The 16,856-nt window shown below is 65.7% G+C and carries 19 protein-coding genes and 1 tRNA gene; 4 read left to right on the top strand and 16 right to left on the bottom strand.

Features of this window, described 5'->3' with window-relative positions; all coding sequences use genetic code 11:
* Positions 1 to 4: 4 nt before the first annotated feature.
* Complete coding sequence (locus tag NKJ91_RS16790; protein ID WP_352456485.1) at positions 5 to 733, top strand: hypothetical protein; 729 nt, start codon at positions 5 to 7, stop codon at positions 731 to 733.
* Here the strand turns inward: NKJ91_RS16790 and NKJ91_RS16785 are convergent.
* From NKJ91_RS16785 to NKJ91_RS16770, 4 genes are all read right to left on the bottom strand, one after another.
* On the bottom strand, positions 730 to 972 hold the full coding sequence (locus NKJ91_RS16785; protein ID WP_023720771.1) for a hypothetical protein: 243 nt from the start codon (positions 970 to 972) through the stop codon (positions 730 to 732). The two genes, NKJ91_RS16790 and NKJ91_RS16785, sit on opposite strands and share 4 nt — an antisense overlap.
* 114 nt (positions 973 to 1,086) lie before the next feature.
* The gene (locus NKJ91_RS16780) at positions 1,087 to 2,304 is read right to left on the bottom strand and encodes an ABC transporter permease (protein ID WP_352456484.1); all 1,218 of its coding nucleotides are present in this window, start codon (positions 2,302 to 2,304) and stop codon (positions 1,087 to 1,089) included.
* A gap of 2 nt (positions 2,305 to 2,306) precedes the next feature.
* Positions 2,307 to 3,014 (bottom strand): ABC transporter ATP-binding protein, encoded by a 708-nt coding sequence (locus tag NKJ91_RS16775; RefSeq protein WP_352456483.1) that lies wholly within the window; start codon positions 3,012 to 3,014, stop codon positions 2,307 to 2,309.
* Positions 3,015 to 3,016: 2 nt separating this feature from the next.
* A complete protein-coding gene (locus NKJ91_RS16770; RefSeq protein WP_352456482.1) occupies positions 3,017 to 4,306 on the bottom strand; it encodes an efflux RND transporter periplasmic adaptor subunit in 1,290 nt (429 codons plus the stop codon).
* 111 nt (positions 4,307 to 4,417) lie between these two features.
* On the opposite strand from NKJ91_RS16770, the gene NKJ91_RS16765 reads away from it, so the two are divergent.
* Positions 4,418 to 5,323, top strand: a complete 906-nt coding sequence (locus tag NKJ91_RS16765) for a PhzF family phenazine biosynthesis protein (RefSeq protein ID WP_352456481.1) — start codon at positions 4,418 to 4,420, stop codon at positions 5,321 to 5,323.
* Positions 5,324 to 5,428: 105 nt separating this feature from the next.
* A tRNA-Lys gene (locus tag NKJ91_RS16760) sits at positions 5,429 to 5,504 on the top strand.
* A 94-nt stretch (positions 5,505 to 5,598) separates the two neighbouring features.
* Here the strand turns inward: NKJ91_RS16760 and NKJ91_RS16755 are convergent.
* From NKJ91_RS16755 to cbiE, 8 genes are read right to left on the bottom strand one after another with little or no spacing between them, the layout of a single operon-like run.
* Positions 5,599 to 6,339 (bottom strand): hypothetical protein, encoded by a 741-nt coding sequence (locus NKJ91_RS16755; protein ID WP_352456480.1) that lies wholly within the window; start codon positions 6,337 to 6,339, stop codon positions 5,599 to 5,601.
* A gap of 26 nt (positions 6,340 to 6,365) precedes the next feature.
* Positions 6,366 to 7,376 (bottom strand): nicotinate-nucleotide--dimethylbenzimidazole phosphoribosyltransferase, encoded by a 1,011-nt coding sequence (gene cobT, locus NKJ91_RS16750; protein ID WP_352456479.1) that lies wholly within the window; start codon positions 7,374 to 7,376, stop codon positions 6,366 to 6,368.
* 24 nt (positions 7,377 to 7,400) lie between these two features.
* Entirely contained in the window at positions 7,401 to 8,162 is a 762-nt protein-coding gene (locus NKJ91_RS16745; RefSeq protein ID WP_352456478.1) for an adenosylcobinamide-GDP ribazoletransferase, read from the bottom strand.
* Entirely contained in the window at positions 8,159 to 9,472 is a 1,314-nt protein-coding gene (locus tag NKJ91_RS16740) for a cobyrinic acid a,c-diamide synthase CobB (protein WP_352456477.1), read from the bottom strand. Before NKJ91_RS16740 ends, NKJ91_RS16745 begins: the two co-directional genes overlap by 4 nt.
* On the bottom strand, positions 9,469 to 10,275 hold the full coding sequence (gene cobA, locus NKJ91_RS16735; RefSeq protein ID WP_352456476.1) for a uroporphyrinogen-III C-methyltransferase: 807 nt from the start codon (positions 10,273 to 10,275) through the stop codon (positions 9,469 to 9,471). Before cobA ends, NKJ91_RS16740 begins: the two co-directional genes overlap by 4 nt.
* Positions 10,272 to 11,036: a precorrin-4 C(11)-methyltransferase gene (gene cobM / locus NKJ91_RS16730; protein WP_352456475.1), complete on the bottom strand. Its 765-nt coding sequence runs from the start codon at positions 11,034 to 11,036 to the stop codon at positions 10,272 to 10,274. The genes cobA and cobM overlap by 4 nt, the downstream gene beginning before the upstream one ends.
* The gene (locus NKJ91_RS16725; protein ID WP_023676642.1) at positions 11,033 to 11,413 is read right to left on the bottom strand and encodes a cobalamin biosynthesis protein; all 381 of its coding nucleotides are present in this window, start codon (positions 11,411 to 11,413) and stop codon (positions 11,033 to 11,035) included. The genes cobM and NKJ91_RS16725 overlap by 4 nt, the downstream gene beginning before the upstream one ends.
* Positions 11,410 to 12,651 (bottom strand): precorrin-6y C5,15-methyltransferase (decarboxylating) subunit CbiE, encoded by a 1,242-nt coding sequence (gene cbiE, locus NKJ91_RS16720; RefSeq protein WP_352456474.1) that lies wholly within the window; start codon positions 12,649 to 12,651, stop codon positions 11,410 to 11,412. Before cbiE ends, NKJ91_RS16725 begins: the two co-directional genes overlap by 4 nt.
* A 1-nt stretch (position 12,652) precedes the next feature.
* Here cbiE and NKJ91_RS16715 point away from each other — a divergent pair, with 1 nt between their 5' ends.
* Positions 12,653 to 13,435: a cobalt-precorrin-6A reductase gene (locus NKJ91_RS16715; RefSeq protein ID WP_352456473.1), complete on the top strand. Its 783-nt coding sequence runs from the start codon at positions 12,653 to 12,655 to the stop codon at positions 13,433 to 13,435.
* On the opposite strand, the gene NKJ91_RS16710 is transcribed toward NKJ91_RS16715, so the two are convergent.
* The 4 genes from NKJ91_RS16710 to cobG are packed head-to-tail and all read right to left on the bottom strand — an operon-like array spanning position 13,399 to position 16,713.
* A complete protein-coding gene (locus NKJ91_RS16710; RefSeq protein WP_352456472.1) occupies positions 13,399 to 14,163 on the bottom strand; it encodes a precorrin-3B C(17)-methyltransferase in 765 nt (254 codons plus the stop codon). The two genes, NKJ91_RS16715 and NKJ91_RS16710, sit on opposite strands and share 37 nt — an antisense overlap.
* Positions 14,160 to 14,918 carry a precorrin-2 C(20)-methyltransferase gene (locus NKJ91_RS16705; RefSeq protein WP_352456471.1) on the bottom strand — a complete coding sequence of 253 codons (759 nt, stop codon included), beginning with the start codon at positions 14,916 to 14,918 and terminating at the stop codon, positions 14,160 to 14,162. The genes NKJ91_RS16710 and NKJ91_RS16705 overlap by 4 nt, the downstream gene beginning before the upstream one ends.
* Positions 14,915 to 15,562 carry a precorrin-8X methylmutase gene (locus NKJ91_RS16700; protein WP_502903603.1) on the bottom strand — a complete coding sequence of 216 codons (648 nt, stop codon included), beginning with the start codon at positions 15,560 to 15,562 and terminating at the stop codon, positions 14,915 to 14,917. The genes NKJ91_RS16705 and NKJ91_RS16700 overlap by 4 nt, the downstream gene beginning before the upstream one ends.
* Entirely contained in the window at positions 15,559 to 16,713 is a 1,155-nt protein-coding gene (gene cobG / locus NKJ91_RS16695) for a precorrin-3B synthase (protein WP_352456469.1), read from the bottom strand. Before cobG ends, NKJ91_RS16700 begins: the two co-directional genes overlap by 4 nt.
* Positions 16,714 to 16,856 lie beyond the last annotated feature (143 nt).

Raw genomic sequence — 16,856 nt, 5'->3', positions numbered from 1 at the left:
AGGCGTGAGTTTCGATCTGCCGCGCAACGTCATCCTGCCGGTCGATGCCATCGACGTCAGGCTCGATTCCGGCCCGCATCCGTTCGAGCGCGATCATGCCGACGCGATCGCCGAGAACTGGCGGCGTGAGACCGCGGCCAAGCCGGCGCTTTTCGACGGCACCGTGGTGCTGCTTTCTGCTCTCAGCTATCGCGACAATCGCCTCGTTGGCCGCTGCCATGCGGTGCGATATTCGACCTTCATGCTTTGGCGCGGCAATCGACAGGTGGCCGGGGCCGAGCACGCCTATGCCCATGCCATGCTGGTCGCCGGCGACAATGCGCTTGTGGCGATCCGCATGGCGCCGCATACGGTCAATGCCGGCCGCATCTACTTCGCCGCCGGTTCGTTCGAGCCAACCGATTTCCGCGACGGCCTTGTCGACGTCGACTTCAACATGATCCGCGAGGTGCGCGAAGAGACCGGTCTCGACCTGTCAGGCGCGACACGCGGCAGGCGCCATTACGCCCTGTCGACGGCAAGCGGCACGGTGATCTTTCGCCGCTACCGCGAGACGGCCTCCGCCGACGACCTGGCACAGCGGATCAGCGCTTTCGTCGCGGCCGAGTCAGAGCCTGAAATCGAAGGCCCCGTAATCATCCGCAATGCAGCCGACCTGCCGGACGGGCTGATGCCGCATATGGGACCGCTGATCGAATGGCACTTTGCGAGCGAGCAAGGTTTCCAACTCTAACGTCGTAGCCTACCTTCAATAGCCTTGCGGTCGTTGCGGGCGGCAACAAAATACAACAGCACGCCGAGACCCAGGAGCGCGCCCATCGCCGTTCCCATCGTCTGCCCAATTACCTGCTGGAAGTCAGCGGTGACGCGATCGGGATTCTCCATCCCATAAAGGATCAAATTCCACCAAAGCCCTGCCAAGGCGGCTTCGACGATCACAATCGCCAAAGCCAGTCGCGCTTTCTTGCTCATCCATTGTTCCCCCCTTAGTCCCCAACAGCATTGTTATCATTGCAGAATGTGCTGCGACAAGGGCAGGTTGCATAAAAAATTGGCAGCGTCTGGAGGCGACACTTGCTGCAATGCCTATTCATGCCTCAGCGCGTCGATCGGGTTAAGCCGCGCGCCGCGCAGCGCCGGGAAGAAGCCGAACACCATGCCGATCAGCGCGGAAAAGCCGACCGCAAGCAGGATGACCGCCGGGCTTGGCGCAAACGGGATCGTCAGCGCTAGCGAGGCGAGGCCGGCCAGCGCCAGGCCGATCAGGATGCCGATGATGCCGCCAAGCAGCGACAGCACGGTTGCCTCGACCAGAAACTGGATGAGGATATGCTTTTCGTGGGCGCCGATGGCGAGCCTGATGCCGATCTCGCGCGTGCGCTCGGTTACCGACACCAGCATGATGTTCATAATGCCGATGCCGCCGACGAGCAGGCTGACGCCGGCGACGGCGCCGAGCATGCCAGTCATGGTGGTGGTGGCGCTGGCCATGGCATCGGCGATCTGGGTCATGTCGCGGATCGAGAAATCATCGTCACGGTCGGGCGTGATGCGGCGTGTGTCGCGCAAGATGTCCTCGACGCGCTGCTGCAGCACCGTGGTTGGCGTACCGTCGTCGGCGGCGACATAGATCGATTCGATGTCGCGATTGCCGGCAATGCGACGCTGATAGGCCGCAAGCGGCATCAGCACGACATTGTCCTGGTCCTGGCCGAAACCGGCATAGCCCTTCGGTTCGAGCAGGCCGATGATCTTGCAGGAAGTGCGGTTGACGCGGATGATCTCGCCTTCGGGGTCGCCGGCGCCGAAGAACTGCTGGCGCACCGTCTCGCCGATGAGGCAGACGCCGGTGCCCGAGCGAGTTTCCGAATCGCTGAACGGGCGGCCCGAAACCAGCTTCCAGTCGCGGGCATCGAGATAGGCGCTGTCGGTGCCGGTGACGCCCGAGGTCAGGCTTTCGGTGCCGAAAATGACGCGCACCTGCTTTTGCGACGCCGGCGAGATGGCGCGCGAGCCGTCCAGATGCGCGGCAAGCGCTGCAAGATCTTTGTCGCCCAGCGGTCGGACCACCTGGTCGAGCCCTCCAGGTCCGCCAGGCCCGGCCGGACGGCCGGAACGGATGACAAGCAGATTGCTGCCGAGCTTGGAAATATCGGACTTGACCTTTTCGGTGGTGCCCGAGCCGATGGTCAGCATGGCGATGACGGCGGCAACGCCGATGACGATGCCGAGCAGCGTCAGGAACGAGCGCAGCACGTTGCGGCGGATGGAGCGGAGCGAGAGGCGAACGGTTTCCCAGATCATGGCTAGGCCATCTCGAGATTGGCTGTGTCCAAGGCGACATGGCCATCGAGGAAACGGATCGTGCGCTGCGCATAGCCGGCAACATCGGCTTCGTGCGTGACCATGGCGATAGTCAGCCCGAGCTCGCTGTTCAGCTGCGTCAGGAGTTCCATGATCTCGTGCGTGCGGGCGGTGTCGAGATTGCCGGTCGGTTCGTCGGCGACGAGCAGCGTCGGCCTGGTGACGATGGCGCGCGCGATCGCCACGCGCTGCTGCTGGCCGCCGGACAGCTCGGCCGGCGTATGATGCTCGCGGCCGACAAGGCCGACCTCGGCAAGTGCCTGCATGGCAAGGCCGCGACGCTCGCGGGCACCAACGCCGCGATAGATCAGCGGCAGTTCGACATTCTCCGCCGCCGTGGTGCGCGGCAAGAGATTATAGCCTTGGAAGACAAAGCCGACATAGAGGTTGCGCAGCACAGCGCGGCGGTTGCGGTCGAGACGGCCGGCGTCGATGCCTTCGAAGCTGTAAGTCCCAGCGGTCGGCGTGTCGAGGCAGCCAATGATGTTCATCGCCGTCGATTTGCCTGAGCCAGACGGGCCCATGATGGCGACGAATTCGCCGCGTCTGATGGCGAGGTCGACGCCGGCCAGCGCATGCACCCGGGCCTCGCCCTGGCCATAGCTTTTCCAGACCTTGTCGAAGCCGATGAGGGTCGCGCCCGATGCCACGATCAGCTCCGCTGCGAGGCGGTAATGACTTGCGCGCCTTCCTCCAGGCCGGAAACGATCTCGGTCAGTTCGCCATCCGTCGAGCCGACCCTGACGTTGACCGGATGCGGCCGGCCATTCTCCAGCACGTAAAGCGTGCGCGAGCCGTCGCTGGGCTTCGTCGCCGCCTGCCGCTGGCGGTTGCCGCCGGGGCGCCCCATGCGGCCGGTGAACAGGTCGGTGAGGCTCCAGCCGCGCTCCGCCGTCTGCGCCGGCCGGTAGCGGAAGGCGATCGATGGCACGGTGAGCACGTTTTTGGCCTGCTTGGTGACGACCGAGACGGTGGCAGTCATGCCGGGCCGTAACAGAAGCTCGCTATTGTCGACATCCAGCCTTGCATCGTAAGTGACGACGCCGTCGGTGGTGACCGAGGCATAGGAAATGTCCCGGATCTCGGCGTCGAATGGCCGTTCAGGAAAAGCGTCGACGGTGAAGCGCGCATGCTGGCCAGGTTTTACTGCGCCGATATCAGCCTCGTCGACCGCAGCTTTCAGTTCCATGTTCTTCAAATCCGCGGCGATGACGAACAGCACCGGCGCCTGCAGCGAGGAGGCGACCGTCTGGCCGGGGTCGACCGAGCGCGTCAATATGATGCCATCGATCGGAGCGTAGATGGTACTCTTGGCAAGATCCGTCTGCTGCGCCTTGAGATCGGCATTGGCCATGGCGAGGTTGGCTTTGGCGATATCAAGCGCCGCCTTCGAGCGGTCGCGGGTGGCGGTTGCCGCTTCAAGCGACTGGTCCGTCGCCATGCCGCGCTTGGTGAGTTGTACCGCGCGCACCAGGCCCTTTTCGTTTTCGGCCACGGTCACGGTGGCGTCCTCGACGCTCGCCGCCGCCGCCTTGGCCGAGGCCTGGGCGCGCTCGATCTGCACCTCCAGCTTGGCGGTGTCGAGCGCGGCCAGCACATCGCCCTTCTTCACCAGCTGGTTCTCGTTGACCGAAACCGAGCGGACGACGCCGGAGAGTTCGCTGGAAATATCGACCTGGGTGAGGGGCTGCAGCGTGCCGGTAGCCGAAACCGCGACGGTAAGATCGGCCATGGTAGCCAGTGTCGTGGTATACTCGATCTTGGCGGGCGAGCCCGCATACCACGGGTAGCCGACGACACCCGCGGCCACTGCGAGTAGCGCAAGCAGTGCGTAAAGCCAACCGCGACGGCGTTTTGTCTTCAGGCTCTGGTGGTCAAGCCCGAGCGCCGTCTCGATGGCGGAAGCGGATTCCGTCTTTGGCAGATTGACAATCTGGTCCACGCCGGACCCCTATGTTCAGTGATATCCCATCAGTGCACAAATCAGGCCTTATGGTTCAAAATTCAAATTAAATTTCGCTCATGTTGGGAATGAGGCAGAGGACTTACTGAGATGCAGCCGCGGAATTACTTGCTTTACGACGTATTCACCACCAACCGGCTGGCGGGCAATCCGCTGGCCGTGGTGCTCGACTGTGACGGGCTGGACCTTGCGGCGATGCAGGCGGTGGCGCGCGAGTTCAACCTGTCCGAAACCGTCTTCGTGCTGCCGCCTGATAATCCCAAGCATCGGGCCCGCATCCGTATCTTCACACCCGACTATGAAATGCCGTTCGCCGGCCACCCGACCGTCGGCTCGGCGATAGCGCTCGCCGAAATGGCGGGAGAGGCCGCCGGCATCTTCGTGCTCGAGGAGAATATCGGCCCGGTGCGCTGCGCTGTCAGCAAGCACGACGGTTCGACCTTTGCCGAGTTCGACCTGGCGAAACTGCCGGCGCAGCTGGAATTGTCGGCCGATCCCGAGGCGATCGGCGCGGCCCTTGGCCTTGGGCCGCATGAGATCGGCTTCGAGAACCACCGCGTCTCGTTCTGGTCGGCTGGAGTGCCTTACGTGACCATCCCCGTCGCCAATCTGGAGGCGGCCGCCCGGATCAGGCTGGACAACCAAGCTTGGTCGGAGCTCGCACCACGCAAGAGCGATTGGGCCTTCGCCAGCCCCTATGTCTATTGTCGCGAGACGGTGCACCACGACAGTGCCTTCCATGTCCGCATGATCGTGCCCGGCAATCCGTCCTACGAAGACCCGGCGACCGGCTCAGCGGCCGCCGCCTTCGCCGGCGCGATCATGCATTTCGACGGCCCGACGGACGGCGTTTCACAACTGTGGATCGAGCAGGGGCTGGAGATGGGCCGGCCTTCGCGCATTCGCCTCGAACTGAATGTCGAAGGCGGCAAACTGGCGGCCGCCCGCATCGGCGGCCATGCGGTCAAGGTGGCCGAAGGCAGGCTTTTTGTTTGACGACCTCGGCACTTCGGCGATTTGTCGGGAAATGAATCCCACGGGGCTGGACATGGCGGATGTCGGCGGCTATATGCCCGCCAACGCCGGTTTTGCCGGCCGAGTGGGTGCGTAGCTCAGTTGGTAGAGCAGCTGACTCTTAATCAGCGGGTCCACAGTTCAATCCTGTGCGCACCCACCAAAAATCTCTGGGATTTGGTGGAAAGACCTTAACGCGGCGCGAGACAGCTTTTGCCCGTCGCACATGTCGGCAAGCGGCTAGCTGACTCGCCCGACTATTGGATAGTGGGCTTCAGATAGGTCAGGATTGCTCGCGTTATGGCTATCACGCCGTCGACGGCATCGAAGTTTGTTTTGCTCTTGCTTGCGATCCATTCGAGTGCAGGATGCCTGGGCAGTCGAAGTGCATGGAATAGCGCCTCGCCCGAGAGACCGCCCAGTTCAAAGGATGTAGGTTCATCGTCTGCGTAGTAAGGAAAGTGAAAATCCAGCCGGATAGGCCCACCATATCCAAGCTTAAAGGTCATTCTGACTGTAACATTGTGATCAAATCTGTCCTCAAAAATTCCGCAGAACCTAAGGTCCTTGGCATCATAGCTATGCCATTGCCTCGCCAATCCCAAAGAACTCCATACCTTCAGGGTATGGGCTTTCAGTTCTTTGCGATTAGGGAATTTCGTCAATTCCGGGGTCAGATGGATGGGCGGATCACTGTAACCTGTCTCTGTTCTCCACTCTTCCGCAGCACTGCGAAGATCTTCAAAAATTTGGATGATTGGCGGATTCGTCGGATTCCCAGAGTGAACCGAAATCCGGCATTGAGAAATCATCTCGCATAGCTCTTCGACCGTATGGCCCGATCGCTCTGCCCAATCCTCGGTGGCGAGTATCCACGGCGAATTGTATTTCAGCCCGGCAAAAGCGCCGCTCTTGCTGTCGAAATCCCTGATGATCCGAGCAAGAATATCGCGAAGCCCCTGTTTGGGGTCTCCGAAAATCTGTGAGGGTTTGTTCATCAACGCGATCCGCGCTTGGCTCCGCCTTACTTCTCCGAAACCCCAGCCTCCGCAAAGCTTGCCATGCGGGCGTGGCATTCGAGTGCCGAGCGGACGATGTTGACGGCGAGGCAGGCGCCGGAGCCTTCCCCGAGCCGCATGCCGAGGTCGAGCAAGGGTGGCAGGCCGAGCGCTTCGAGCAGGCGGCGGTGGCCGGATTCGGCTGAGACGTGAGCGGCCATGGTGTGAGCGAGGCCAGCAGGGTGCAGCGCTGCCAAAGGTGCGGCGGCGGCGGTGCAGACGAAGCCGTCGAGCAGCACCGGGACGCCTAGGTGGCGCGCAGCTAGCGTCGCACCAAGGATCGCCGCGAGCTCGCGGCCGCCGAGGGCTGCCGCTACCTTCAGGGGGTCGGCTAGCGCCGGGGCGTGGCGCTTCAGGCCGGCCTCGATGGCGACGATCTTGCGCACGAGGCCGGCGTCGTCGACGCCGGTGCCACGCCCTGTCCATCGCTCCGCGCCGCCGCCGAACAGCGCGGTCGAGATGGCCGCCGCCGGCGTGGTGTTGCCGATGCCCATTTCGCCGAAACATACAAGGTCGAGATCCCTGCTGATCGCGTCGTAGCCTGCCGAGACGGCGGCGAGGAAGGCTTCGTCGTCCATCGCCGGCTCTTGCGTGAAGTCGCCGGTCGGACGGTCGAGGTCGAGCGGGATGACGTCCAGCTCCGCGCCGGCAATGCGGGCAAGCTGGTTGATGGCGGCGCCGCCGCCGGCGAAATTCGCCACCATCTGCACGGTGACCTCCGACGGGAAGGCCGACACGCCTTGCGCGGTGACGCCGTGGTTGCCGGCAAAGACGAAAACCTTGACGCGGTCGAGCTTTGGTATGTCGCGGCCCTGCCAGCGCGCCAGCCAGGCGGCTACTGTCTCCAGCCGGCCGAGGCTGCCTTGCGGCTTGGTCAGCGTGTCCTGGCGCCGGGCGACGGCATTTGCGGCGGCATCGCTGCCAGTGGGCAGGTCGAGGCAGGCGGCGCGCAGTTCATCGAGCGATTTGAAAGGCATGGGGGCAAAATCTCCGAAACAGAGTCAAGACAGGGAAACGGAAGCGACGAGCAGGATTGCGATCTCGCCGAGCTGCTGCAGGGCGCCGACGGTGTCGCCGGTCTGGCCGCCGATCTGGTTGAGGCAAAGCGCTCGAAACGCGGCAAACAAGAACGCAAGCAGGATGAGCGCGAACATGGCAGCACTGAACCCAAGCGCCAGCAGCGCGACCGCACCGAGTACGGCACCGATACCGGCGGTTTCGGCCGTGACTGCGCCTGCATCAGCCGAGAGGCCGTCGCTGCGGGCCGGTGGCAGCAGGTGCATGAAGGCGCCGGGCAGGCCGCGCGAGGCCGCATGCGCGGCAATGAGGGCCCAGAAGACATGAGTCGGGCCGGCGAATCCAGAGAGTACGCTCCAGCGGATCAGCAGCGAGATGCCGAGCGCGCAGGCGCCGTAGGCACCGATGCGGCTGTCGCGCATGATCTCGAGTTTCCTGCCGCGCGTCTTGCCGCCGCCAAAGCCGTCGGCGACGTCCGAAAGCCCGTCCTCATGCAGGCAGCCGGTAGCGAGCAAGATCGCGGCAAGGGCCAACGCGGCAACAGGACCTGCGGCTAGGCCGAGCCTTGTGCCGATGGCGTAGACCAGCGCACCGACCAGAGCGACGGCGAGACCGGCAACGGGTGCAGCCCAGATCGCAGCGGCAAGGCTGCGGCCACGGAAGTCGGCTCTCGGCAGCGGCAGCCGGGTGAAGAAGACGAAGCAAAGCGCGATGTCCTCGAAAATCTGCCGCTGCGAGGCCTTCATGCGCCCCTCGCAATGGCATGGAAGAAGGTGCCGCTGACATTGCCGCCCCGGTAGCCGGAGGCGCCGAGCGGATTGCCTTGCCCATCGGCGAGGTCGGCCAGCGGCTCGTCATTGCCGGTCGCGATCATCTGCGCATAATGGAATTCGTGGCCGCGGATCAGCGTGCCTTGGCTGCCGAGCGGACAGCCGGACCGCAGCCGCGCCTCGCGGTAGCCGAGATTCATCTTGCGCTTGGCGAAGCTGGTCGAATGGCCGAGGAGGCCAAGCATCCGATGCGTCTCGCCCGACGCATCCTCGAGCGCTTCGCCCAACACCATGAAGCCGCCGCACTCGCCGTGCACCGACCGCGTGGCGGCGAACCTCGCCATGCCCGCCCTGAAATTCGCAGCGGCCGCGAGGCGGCCGGCATGAAGCTCGGGATAGCCGCCGGGCAGCCAGCAGACATCGCAATTGTCGCCAGGCGCTTCATCGGCGAGCGGCGAGAACGGAACGATCTCGGCGCCGGCCTTGCGCCAATGCGCGGCAACGTGCGGATAGAGGAAGGTAAAGGCGGCGTCCTCGGCGAGTGCAATGCGCTGGCCGGGCGGCGGCAGCGCGTCGCCGAAATTGCCCGGTGCGGGCGTGAATGGCGCCGCCAGCGCCATGATGGCGTCGAGGTCGAGCGAGCGCTCGACCATGTCGGCCAGCCGGTCGAGATGCGCCATCAGATTCTCATATTCGCCGGCCTGGACGAGGCCGAGATGGCGCTCGGGCAGGTTGAGCGAGGGATCGCGCAGGATGGCACCGACGACAGGCAGGCCGAGTGCTTCGATGGCATCGCTGCAAAGCCGGCGGTGGCGCTCGCTGCCCAGCCGGTTGAGCACGACCCCGGCCATGCGCACATCCGGATCGTAGGTGGCAAAACCCTTGGCGACGGCTGCTGCCGTGGTCGATTGACCGGAGACATCGAGTACCAGCAGCACCGGCAGACCATAGAGTCGGGCGAGATCGGCGGCCGAACCGGTGCGCCCTTGAGCAGCAGGAATCCCGTCGAACAGGCCCATGGCGCTTTCGAGGAAGATAAAATCGGCATCTTCGGTCGCTTCACCGGCCAGTGCGTTGAGCAGGGCGGGCGGCATTGCCCAGCTGTCGAGATTGACGCCGGACAAGCCGGTGGCGGCGGTGTGGAAGCCAGGATCGATATAGTCCGGGCCGGATTTGGCGCCGCGCACTTTCAGGCCGCGCCGGGCAAGTGCGCGCAAAATGCCGATGGTGACGCTGGTCTTGCCCGAGCCCGAGCGCGGCGCGCCGATGATGATGGCGCGGGTCATGGCTCACCCGCCAGTGCCGCGCGCATCCCGACGATGCCGCCGACGACGATCAGCGCCGGCGAGGTCAAGCCGGCTGCGGCCGTTTCCTCGGCAATCGTGGCGAGCGTGGCGACGACGATACGCTCCTGCGGCGTCGTCGCGGCAACGATGACCGCGGCGGGCGTCGAAGACGGCAGGCCGCCCTCTAGCAACGAAGCGGCGATCAGCGGCAGGTTGGCCATACCCATATAGACGACCACCGGCTGGCCGGTGCGGGCGATTGCCGCCCAGTCGAGATCATCATCGGTGCCGGCGGCATGGCCGGTCGCCAGGATCAGCGCCTTGTTGATGCCGCGCATGGTGCCGGGAATGCCGGTCGCGGCCAGCGCGCTGAGGCCGGACGTCAGGCCAGGCAGGATGCGGAACGGGATAGTTTCCCCGGCCAGTGCCAGCGCCTCTTCGCCGCCACGCCCGAAAATATAGGGGTCGCCGCCCTTCAGCCTGACGACGCGCCGGCCCTCGCGCGCCAGCCGGACCAGCAAGGCGGTAATGTCGTCCTGCTTCATCGACGGCTTGCCGCCGCGTTTGCCGGCATAGAACAGTTCCGCGCCCTCGGCGACAGCGACGACTTCTGGCGAGACCAGCGCGTCATAAACCAGCGCGTCGCACTGTCCGAGGGCGGCTAGCACTTCCAGCGTCAGGCAGCCGGGATCGCCAGGGCCGGCGCCGGCCAGCCAGACATGCCCGGGCTCAAGCTGGCGCGGCTTGAAGTTGAGCCGGGTGAGCGCCTGCTCGACCGTAGTGTTTCTGTTGCTGCCGCTCACAATCCGTCCCGTCCGCGAAAGCGTCGCTGGTAGTGCGCGTCGTACAGTGAACTTTCGCCAAAGCCCTCCGCCTCCAGCGAGCGGCCGACGAAGATGATTGCCGTGCGTTCCATCGGATCGGCGGCCAGTTGCGCCTCGATGGTGGCCAGCGTGCCGGTCAGCACGCGCTCGTCCGGCCAGGAAGCACGGAAGACGACCGCCACCGGGCAATCGGCGCCATAGAACGGCGTCAGTTCGGCGACGATCCGGTCGATAGCGTGGATGGCAAGGTGGATGGCCAGCGTGGCGCCGGTGCGGCCGAAGCCGGCCAGCGTTTCGCCGGGCGGCATTTTCGAGGCGCGGCCGGAGATGCGGGTCAGCACCAGGCTTTGCGCGACTTCTGGAATGGTCAGCTCGCGGCGCAGCGCTGCCGCCGCAGCGGCGAAGGACGGCACGCCCGGCGTCAGCGTGTAAGGAATGCCGTGCTTTTCCAGCCGGCGGATCTGCTCGGCAACGGCGCTCCACACCGAAAGATCGCCGGAATGCAGGCGGGCGACATCATTGCCGGCCGCGTGGGCGGCCAGATATTCGGCCTCGATCTCGTCGAGCGCCATCGGCGCGGTGTCGATCAACCTCGTTCCGGGCGCGCAGTGCTGCAACAGCTCCGGCGCGACGATCGATCCGGCATAGAGGCAGACGGGACAACTGCCGAGCAGGCGGCTGCCGCGCAAGGTGATGAGGTCGGCAGCACCCGGGCCGGCACCGATGAAGTGAACGGTCATGCCGCATCTCCGCTGATGGCGATGGCGCAAGTGACAGCACCGAGCACGGTGCGCGGCCCGAGCAGTTTTGCGCCTTTGCCGGCGGCGGCAAGCGCCGAGGCTTCGGAAACCGACGGCGTGCCGGCATGCTCCTGCGATAGGTCGGAACGGCTGGTCGTAGATGCGGCTTTGAGTTCATCCTGCTCGACGACGATCACCGGAAGGCGGAGTTCGCGTCCGGCGGCGAAGATTGCCGCTTCATCCTGCTTGAGAGACGCGGTCGCGAGGGCTGAAAGCGCGGGCAGGGCAAGCCCGTGCGCTTCCAGTGCGGTTTCTACCGCGGCAAGCACGTCGCGCGCGCTGACGCCTTTGCGGCTGCCGATGCCCGCGACCATCATGGCTTCACCCAGCTCCATTGAGTGACCGGCATAGCCGGCCGCCAGGCCTGCATCGAACCAACCGGCGAAGCACGGGATATAGCAATGCGGGTGAGCTGGCCGCCGTGCGCGGCGTGACGGGAAAGCAGCAGCGCCTCCATCTCCAGGGTCACCGCATTAGCGACGAGGCGGCCGCCGGCAGACAAGGCATGGATGGCTCCTTCCAGCACGCCGGCATCGCTGCCGCCGCCGCCGATGAAGATCGCCGCGGGCGTCTCCAGCCCGGCAAGCGCTTGCGGTGCCGAACCTTCAACGACGGCAAGACCGGGAACGCCGCAAGCCGCGGCGTTGCGTCGGATGCGCGCGGCGCGGGCCGGATCGGCCTCAACGGCGATCGCACGCATGGAAGGATGGGCCAGCATCCATTCGATGCCGATGGAGCCCGATCCGGCGCCGATGTCCCACAGCAGTTCGCCGCGTCTTGGCGCGAGAGCGGACAGGGTGACGGCGCGCATTTCGCGCTTGGTGATCTGGCCGTCATGCTCGAACAAATGATCGGCAAGTCCCGCTGTCAGCGGCAGGATGCGTGCTTGCGAAGTCGATTCAACTTCGATCGCGAGCACGTTGAGTGGGTTGATCTTTTCGAGATCGAAGGTGCCGGCGCTCGCCGAGCGCAGCCTTTCGTTCGGACCGCCGAGCGCCTCCAGAACGGTCAGCTGCGAGGCGCCGAAGCCGAGCTCTGTCAGCAGACCGGCAATCGCTCCCGGTGCATCGCTGTCCGAGGTCAGCGCGAGAATGCGGGTGCAAGGATGCAGCAACGGCCGGATCAGGTCGAGCGAGCGACCATGCAGCGAGGCGGTCTCGATATCCTGCAGCGGCCAGCCAAGGCGGGCGGCGGCCAGCGAGAAGGCCGAGGGCGCAGGGATCACCCGCATATCCTCCGCCGCCAGCTTGCGGCCGAGGGTGGCGCCGACACCATGGAAAAACGGGTCGCCGGAGGCCAGCACACAGACGCGTCGGCCGGCCAGTGCCAGCACGTCGCGCATTTCGGCATCGAAAGGGGCCGGCCAGGCGCGCACTTCACCTTTGGCGAGCGACGCGACGAGGGCAAGGTGGCGCTTGCCGCCGAAGACGAATTCGGCCTCCGCGATCAACCGCTTGGCCTCGTCGCCGAGACCCGCTACACCGTCCTCGCCGATGCCGATGATCGTGAGCCACTTTGAGGTGAGCTTGGCGCCGCGCGGAGGTTCAGCAGGCATGATGACCCACCGCATTCTGATCCTCGGCGGAACCACCGAAGCCCGGCAACTGGCCGGAAAGCTGGCCGCGCGCGCGGATATTTCGGTCATACTGTCGCTGGCCGGCCGCACCGAAAACCCGGCCGCGCAGGGGGTGCCGGTGCGGGTCGGCGGCTTCGGCGGTGCCGGCGGGCTGGCGGCGTATCTCCGCCAGAACAAGATCGACCTGCTGATCGACGCCACGCATCCCTATGCGGCGCGAATCTCCGCCAATGCGGCGGAAGCAGCGCGCATGACCGGCGTGCCTATCGTTGCGCTCAGGCGTCCCGGATGGGAGGCGGTCGAAGGTGATCGCTGGATGTTGGTCGACACCGTTGCCAGCGCGGTGACGGCTCTGGGATCGGTGCCGCGCCGCGTGTTCCTGGCGCTCGGGCGACAGGAGGTCGCTGCCTTCAAGGCCGCTCCCCAGCATCATTATCTCATCCGCAGTGTCGACCCGGTCGAGCCCAGGCTCGCTGTGCCCGACGCGACCTATCTCTTGGCGCGCGGGCCGTTTCATGAGGTCGATGAGCGCGCGCTGCTCGGAAGCCGTGGCATCGAAGTCGTTGTTTCCAAAAACAGCGGCGGCGAGGCGACCTACGGCAAGATCGCGGCGGCGCGAGCGCTGGGAATCGAGGTGGTGATGATCCGCAGGCCGGCGCTGCCGGACGTCACGTCGGCTGAGACCGTCGAATCTCTTGCCGCGATGGTCGATCATTTTCTGGTCGGTCATGTTCTTGGGCCCGCTGCCGAACGCGGCGTGTAGACCAGCGCGGCCTTGTCACCCCGCTTGATGATCCTGGTTTCCGGCGAGCCGATGATGATGCAGGTCGACATGTCGGCCTTCGCGGCATCGGCGTCGGCCAGCAGAAAAACCTCGATGCGCTCGTCGGGACGGCCGGCGGCACGGCCGAAGATCACCGGCGTGGTGCCGGGCAGGATCGCCGTCAGGCATTCGAAGGCGCGGCCTAGCTGCCATGGGCGCGCCTTACTGATCGGGTTGTAGAGCGCGATGACGAAGCCGGCGCCGGCTGCCGCCAGCAGGCGTAGCTCGATCAGGTCCCACGGCTTCAGATTGTCGGACAGCGAGATGGCGCAGAAATCATGGCCGAGCGGCGCGCCGATGCGGGCGGCGACGGCGAGCATGGCGGTGATACCGGGCACGATGGCGATGTCGACCGCGCGCCATTCGGGTGGGCCCGCCTCTATCGCCTCGCAGACGGCCGCGGCCATGGCGAAGACGCCCGGATCGCCGCCCGACACGACGGCGACATCGTGGCCTTCCACAGCCTTGAGCAGCGCGTCCCTGGAGCGCGCGAGTTCCTCGCGATTGTCGGAAGCGACGCGAATCTGGTCGGGGCGCAGATCGAGCCGGTCGAGATAAGGCTTGTAGCCGTAGAAGAATTTTGCCTCGGCAACGGCGCGGCTTGCCTCCGGCGTCACCTGGTCGGCGTTGCCGGGCCCGAGGCCGATGACAGTGAGGCGGCCGCTCATGCTTCGGCTTTCAATGCGCTTGGCCGGCCCGACCAGCCGGCCACCAGCACGATGGCGAAATAAGGCGCCTGGTCGTCCTTTTTATCGGCCAGCCGCATCGAGACGCCGCCCGGCATGGTGCCGCGCTCGACATAGATGGCCCGCGCCAGCTTGTCGGTTGCCTCCAGCCCGCGCCTGATCTTGGGCAGGTTGCGGCCGACCTTCATGATCACCGCAGCGTCGGTGTCGGCGAGGCGCCGCGTCAGCTCGAATTCGCTCATGGTGCCCGGCAGCACCGTCAGCACGTCGTCGCCCTGGACGATCGGCAGGCCGGTCGCCGACCAGCAGCCGGACATGGCGGTGACGCCAGGAATGACTTCGGTCGGAAAACGGTGCGCCAGCCGGACATGAAGATGCATGTAGGAGCCGTAGAAAAGCGGATCGCCTTCCGAAAGCACCGCGACCATCCTGCCGGCGCTGAGGTGCGCGGCGACCTTTTCGGCCGATTCCTCGTAGAAATCGGTGATCTGCGAGCGGTAATCGCTGTGATCCTTATTAATTTCGGTCGTCACCGGATAAAGCAGCGGCAACTCTATCAAATCAGGGCGAAAATGGGCGCCGACGATGGCGCGCGCATTGCTGTTGTTGCCGCGCTTGGCGAAATGCGCGACGACATCGGCCTCAGCCAGCGCGCGCACTGCCTTCAGCGTCAAGAGTTCCGGGTCGCCGGGTCCGGTGCCGACGCCGACAAGCCTGCCTTTTGCAATCGCATTCATAGGCCCGGCCTCGCCAATGCATTGAGGGCGGCGGCGGTCATGGCGCTGCCGCCCAGCCGGCCGCGCACGATGGCGTAAGGCACGCCATAGGAATTTTCGGCCAGCGCATCTTTCGATTCAGCGGCGCCGACAAACCCGACCGGCATGCCGATGATCGCCGCCGGCTTCGGCGCGCCGTCGCGCAGTTTTTCCAGCAGATAGAAAAGGGCTGTCGGCGCATTGCCGATGGCGACGACCGAACCGGCCATGCGCTCGCCCCACAGGTCGATCGCGGCGGCCGAGCGGGTGTTGCCAATCTTTTTCGCGATGTCGGCGGTCCGCGGATCGCGCAGCGTGCAGATCACATCGTTGCCGGCCGGCAGCCGGGCGCGCGTGACGCCGTGCGAGACCATCTGCGCGTCGCAGAAGATCGGCGCGCCGGCGCCCAGGGCCGTGCGCGCGGCGGCGACGAAATCGCTCGAGAAAACGAAGTGCCTGCAAGCGTCGACCTGGCCGCAGGCATGGATCATGCGAATGGCGACGTCGGCCTCGGCTTCGGAAAAGCGCGACAGGTCGGCCTCGGCGCGGATGATGGCGAAGGAGCGCTCGTAGATCGCCGTGCCGTCACGGATGTAGTCGTAGGCGTTCTGGGCGGGCATGCTCATTCCTGTCGATAGATTTCGGTGATGCCGGCCGCGCCGAGCCTCGCCAGGCAGGCGGCAGCGGTTTCGCCGGGATGTCGTGCGCTGCGGATCACCGCTGCAACGCGGCCGATGCCGTGCGCGGCGTCGTAGCCCGGCCTGTATCCGGCGGGCAATGCCTTTGCCGTCCCGTCCACGACAAGTCCGGCTCCGTTTTCGCCACCGACCAGGGTCAGCGCCGCCGGACCGGGATGGGCGCAGCCCTTGGCGCAGCCGGAGATGTGCAGCGTTAAGGAGGAATCGAGGATGTCGCGGTTTTCTGTAGCGATGATCTCGGCGATGTCGCGGGTGGCGATCCGGCCGGAGGCGCAGGCGGGTGCGCCGGGGCAGGTGGCGATCCTGGTGCGCGAATCGGCTGCGTCGGTGACGAAGCCGAGGGTTGCGGCGGTTTTCTGGAGTGAAAGACATGCGGCTGGGGAGAGGCCAAGCAAAAGCAGCGCGCGACCCGGCGCCAGGCGGATTTCGGTGGTGCCGAGGGTGAGGGCGTATTGGGTGAGATCGATAAGTTTTTGCGCTGGTATGCTGCCGAACGGCAGGCCGATGCCGAGGGCGATTGCGGCGGCTAGGTTAAAAACTCCGATGGGCTGGCGTTCCGTCGCGCCCCCCTCTGTCCTGCCGGACATCTCCCCCACAAGGGGGGAGATCGGCAGCTTCAGCGGCGGCTCAGGACCTCGGGTGATAGGCGAAAGCCGAGATGAGGGCGCAATCTCCCCCCTTGTGGGGGAGATGTCCGGCAGGACAGAGGGGGGCGCGACGGATCGCCAACTTGCGAGAGATCTCAGCTGCCTCGCCGTCAAATCCCGCGCATGGGCATCGCGGCCCTTTTCGGCAACCATCCTGAGAATGGCGACGGCGATGTCACAAGCCGCATCTTCCTCGGACATCGCCAGCGGCGTGGCACCCTGCGCATCTCCGGCGAGCGATACCCGCCACTTAATTCCGTCGGCGGCCCGCACCCCGACCAGCCTGACATCGGCCGTAACCGCATCCATTGTCAGCTGCCCGCCGCCGTCAACAATCACCGACACCTTCGGGCCAAGGCGTTGCGTAACACCGGCGTCCTCAATTGCCGCCCGAATCCGCCGCGCCATTGGGCGCGGGGCGGCGATGTCCACCAGGGGGCGCCCCCGCCGCCGGCCGGGCAGGACCCGCCCCCCCGGGGGCCCCCCGCAGGCCCGCGCAAAGGCCCACCAAACCCCCCCCCCCCCGCGTTGCCGCGGCACGCCCCGGCTAAGCGGGGAGCCGCCGGGGGGGCAGT

Source organism: Mesorhizobium sp. M0040, assembly GCF_040323505.1.
Taxonomy (GTDB): Bacteria; Pseudomonadota; Alphaproteobacteria; order Rhizobiales; family Rhizobiaceae; genus Mesorhizobium.
The sequence above is the reverse complement of the archived record's forward strand: the minus strand, read 5'-3'. Positions and strand labels throughout refer to the sequence as shown.

Coding starts and splice junctions, on each gene's coding strand:
- NKJ91_RS16700 (WP_502903603.1), bottom strand. CDS start 15,562: ATGAGCATGCCCGCCCAGAACGCCTACGACTACATCCGTGACGGCACG.
- NKJ91_RS16785 (WP_023720771.1), bottom strand. CDS start 972: ATGAGCAAGAAAGCGCGACTGGCTTTGGCGATTGTGATCGTCGAAGCC.
- NKJ91_RS16765 (WP_352456481.1), top strand. CDS start 4,418: ATGCAGCCGCGGAATTACTTGCTTTACGACGTATTCACCACCAACCGG.
- NKJ91_RS16780 (WP_352456484.1), bottom strand. CDS start 2,304: ATGATCTGGGAAACCGTTCGCCTCTCGCTCCGCTCCATCCGCCGCAAC.
- NKJ91_RS16740 (WP_352456477.1), bottom strand. CDS start 9,472: ATGACCCGCGCCATCATCATCGGCGCGCCGCGCTCGGGCTCGGGCAAG.
- NKJ91_RS16755 (WP_352456480.1), bottom strand. CDS start 6,339: ATGAACAAACCCTCACAGATTTTCGGAGACCCCAAACAGGGGCTTCGC.
- NKJ91_RS16705 (WP_352456471.1), bottom strand. CDS start 14,918: ATGAATGCGATTGCAAAAGGCAGGCTTGTCGGCGTCGGCACCGGACCC.
- cobT (WP_352456479.1), bottom strand. CDS start 7,376: ATGCCTTTCAAATCGCTCGATGAACTGCGCGCCGCCTGCCTCGACCTG.
- cbiE (WP_352456474.1), bottom strand. CDS start 12,651: ATGCCTGCTGAACCTCCGCGCGGCGCCAAGCTCACCTCAAAGTGGCTC.
- cobM (WP_352456475.1), bottom strand. CDS start 11,036: ATGACCGTTCACTTCATCGGTGCCGGCCCGGGTGCTGCCGACCTCATC.
- NKJ91_RS16710 (WP_352456472.1), bottom strand. CDS start 14,163: ATGAGCGGCCGCCTCACTGTCATCGGCCTCGGGCCCGGCAACGCCGAC.
- NKJ91_RS16745 (WP_352456478.1), bottom strand. CDS start 8,162: ATGAAGGCCTCGCAGCGGCAGATTTTCGAGGACATCGCGCTTTGCTTC.
- NKJ91_RS16725 (WP_023676642.1), bottom strand. CDS start 11,413: ATGATGGTCGCGGGCATCGGCAGCCGCAAAGGCGTCAGCGCGCGCGAC.
- NKJ91_RS16715 (WP_352456473.1), top strand. CDS start 12,653: ATGACCCACCGCATTCTGATCCTCGGCGGAACCACCGAAGCCCGGCAA.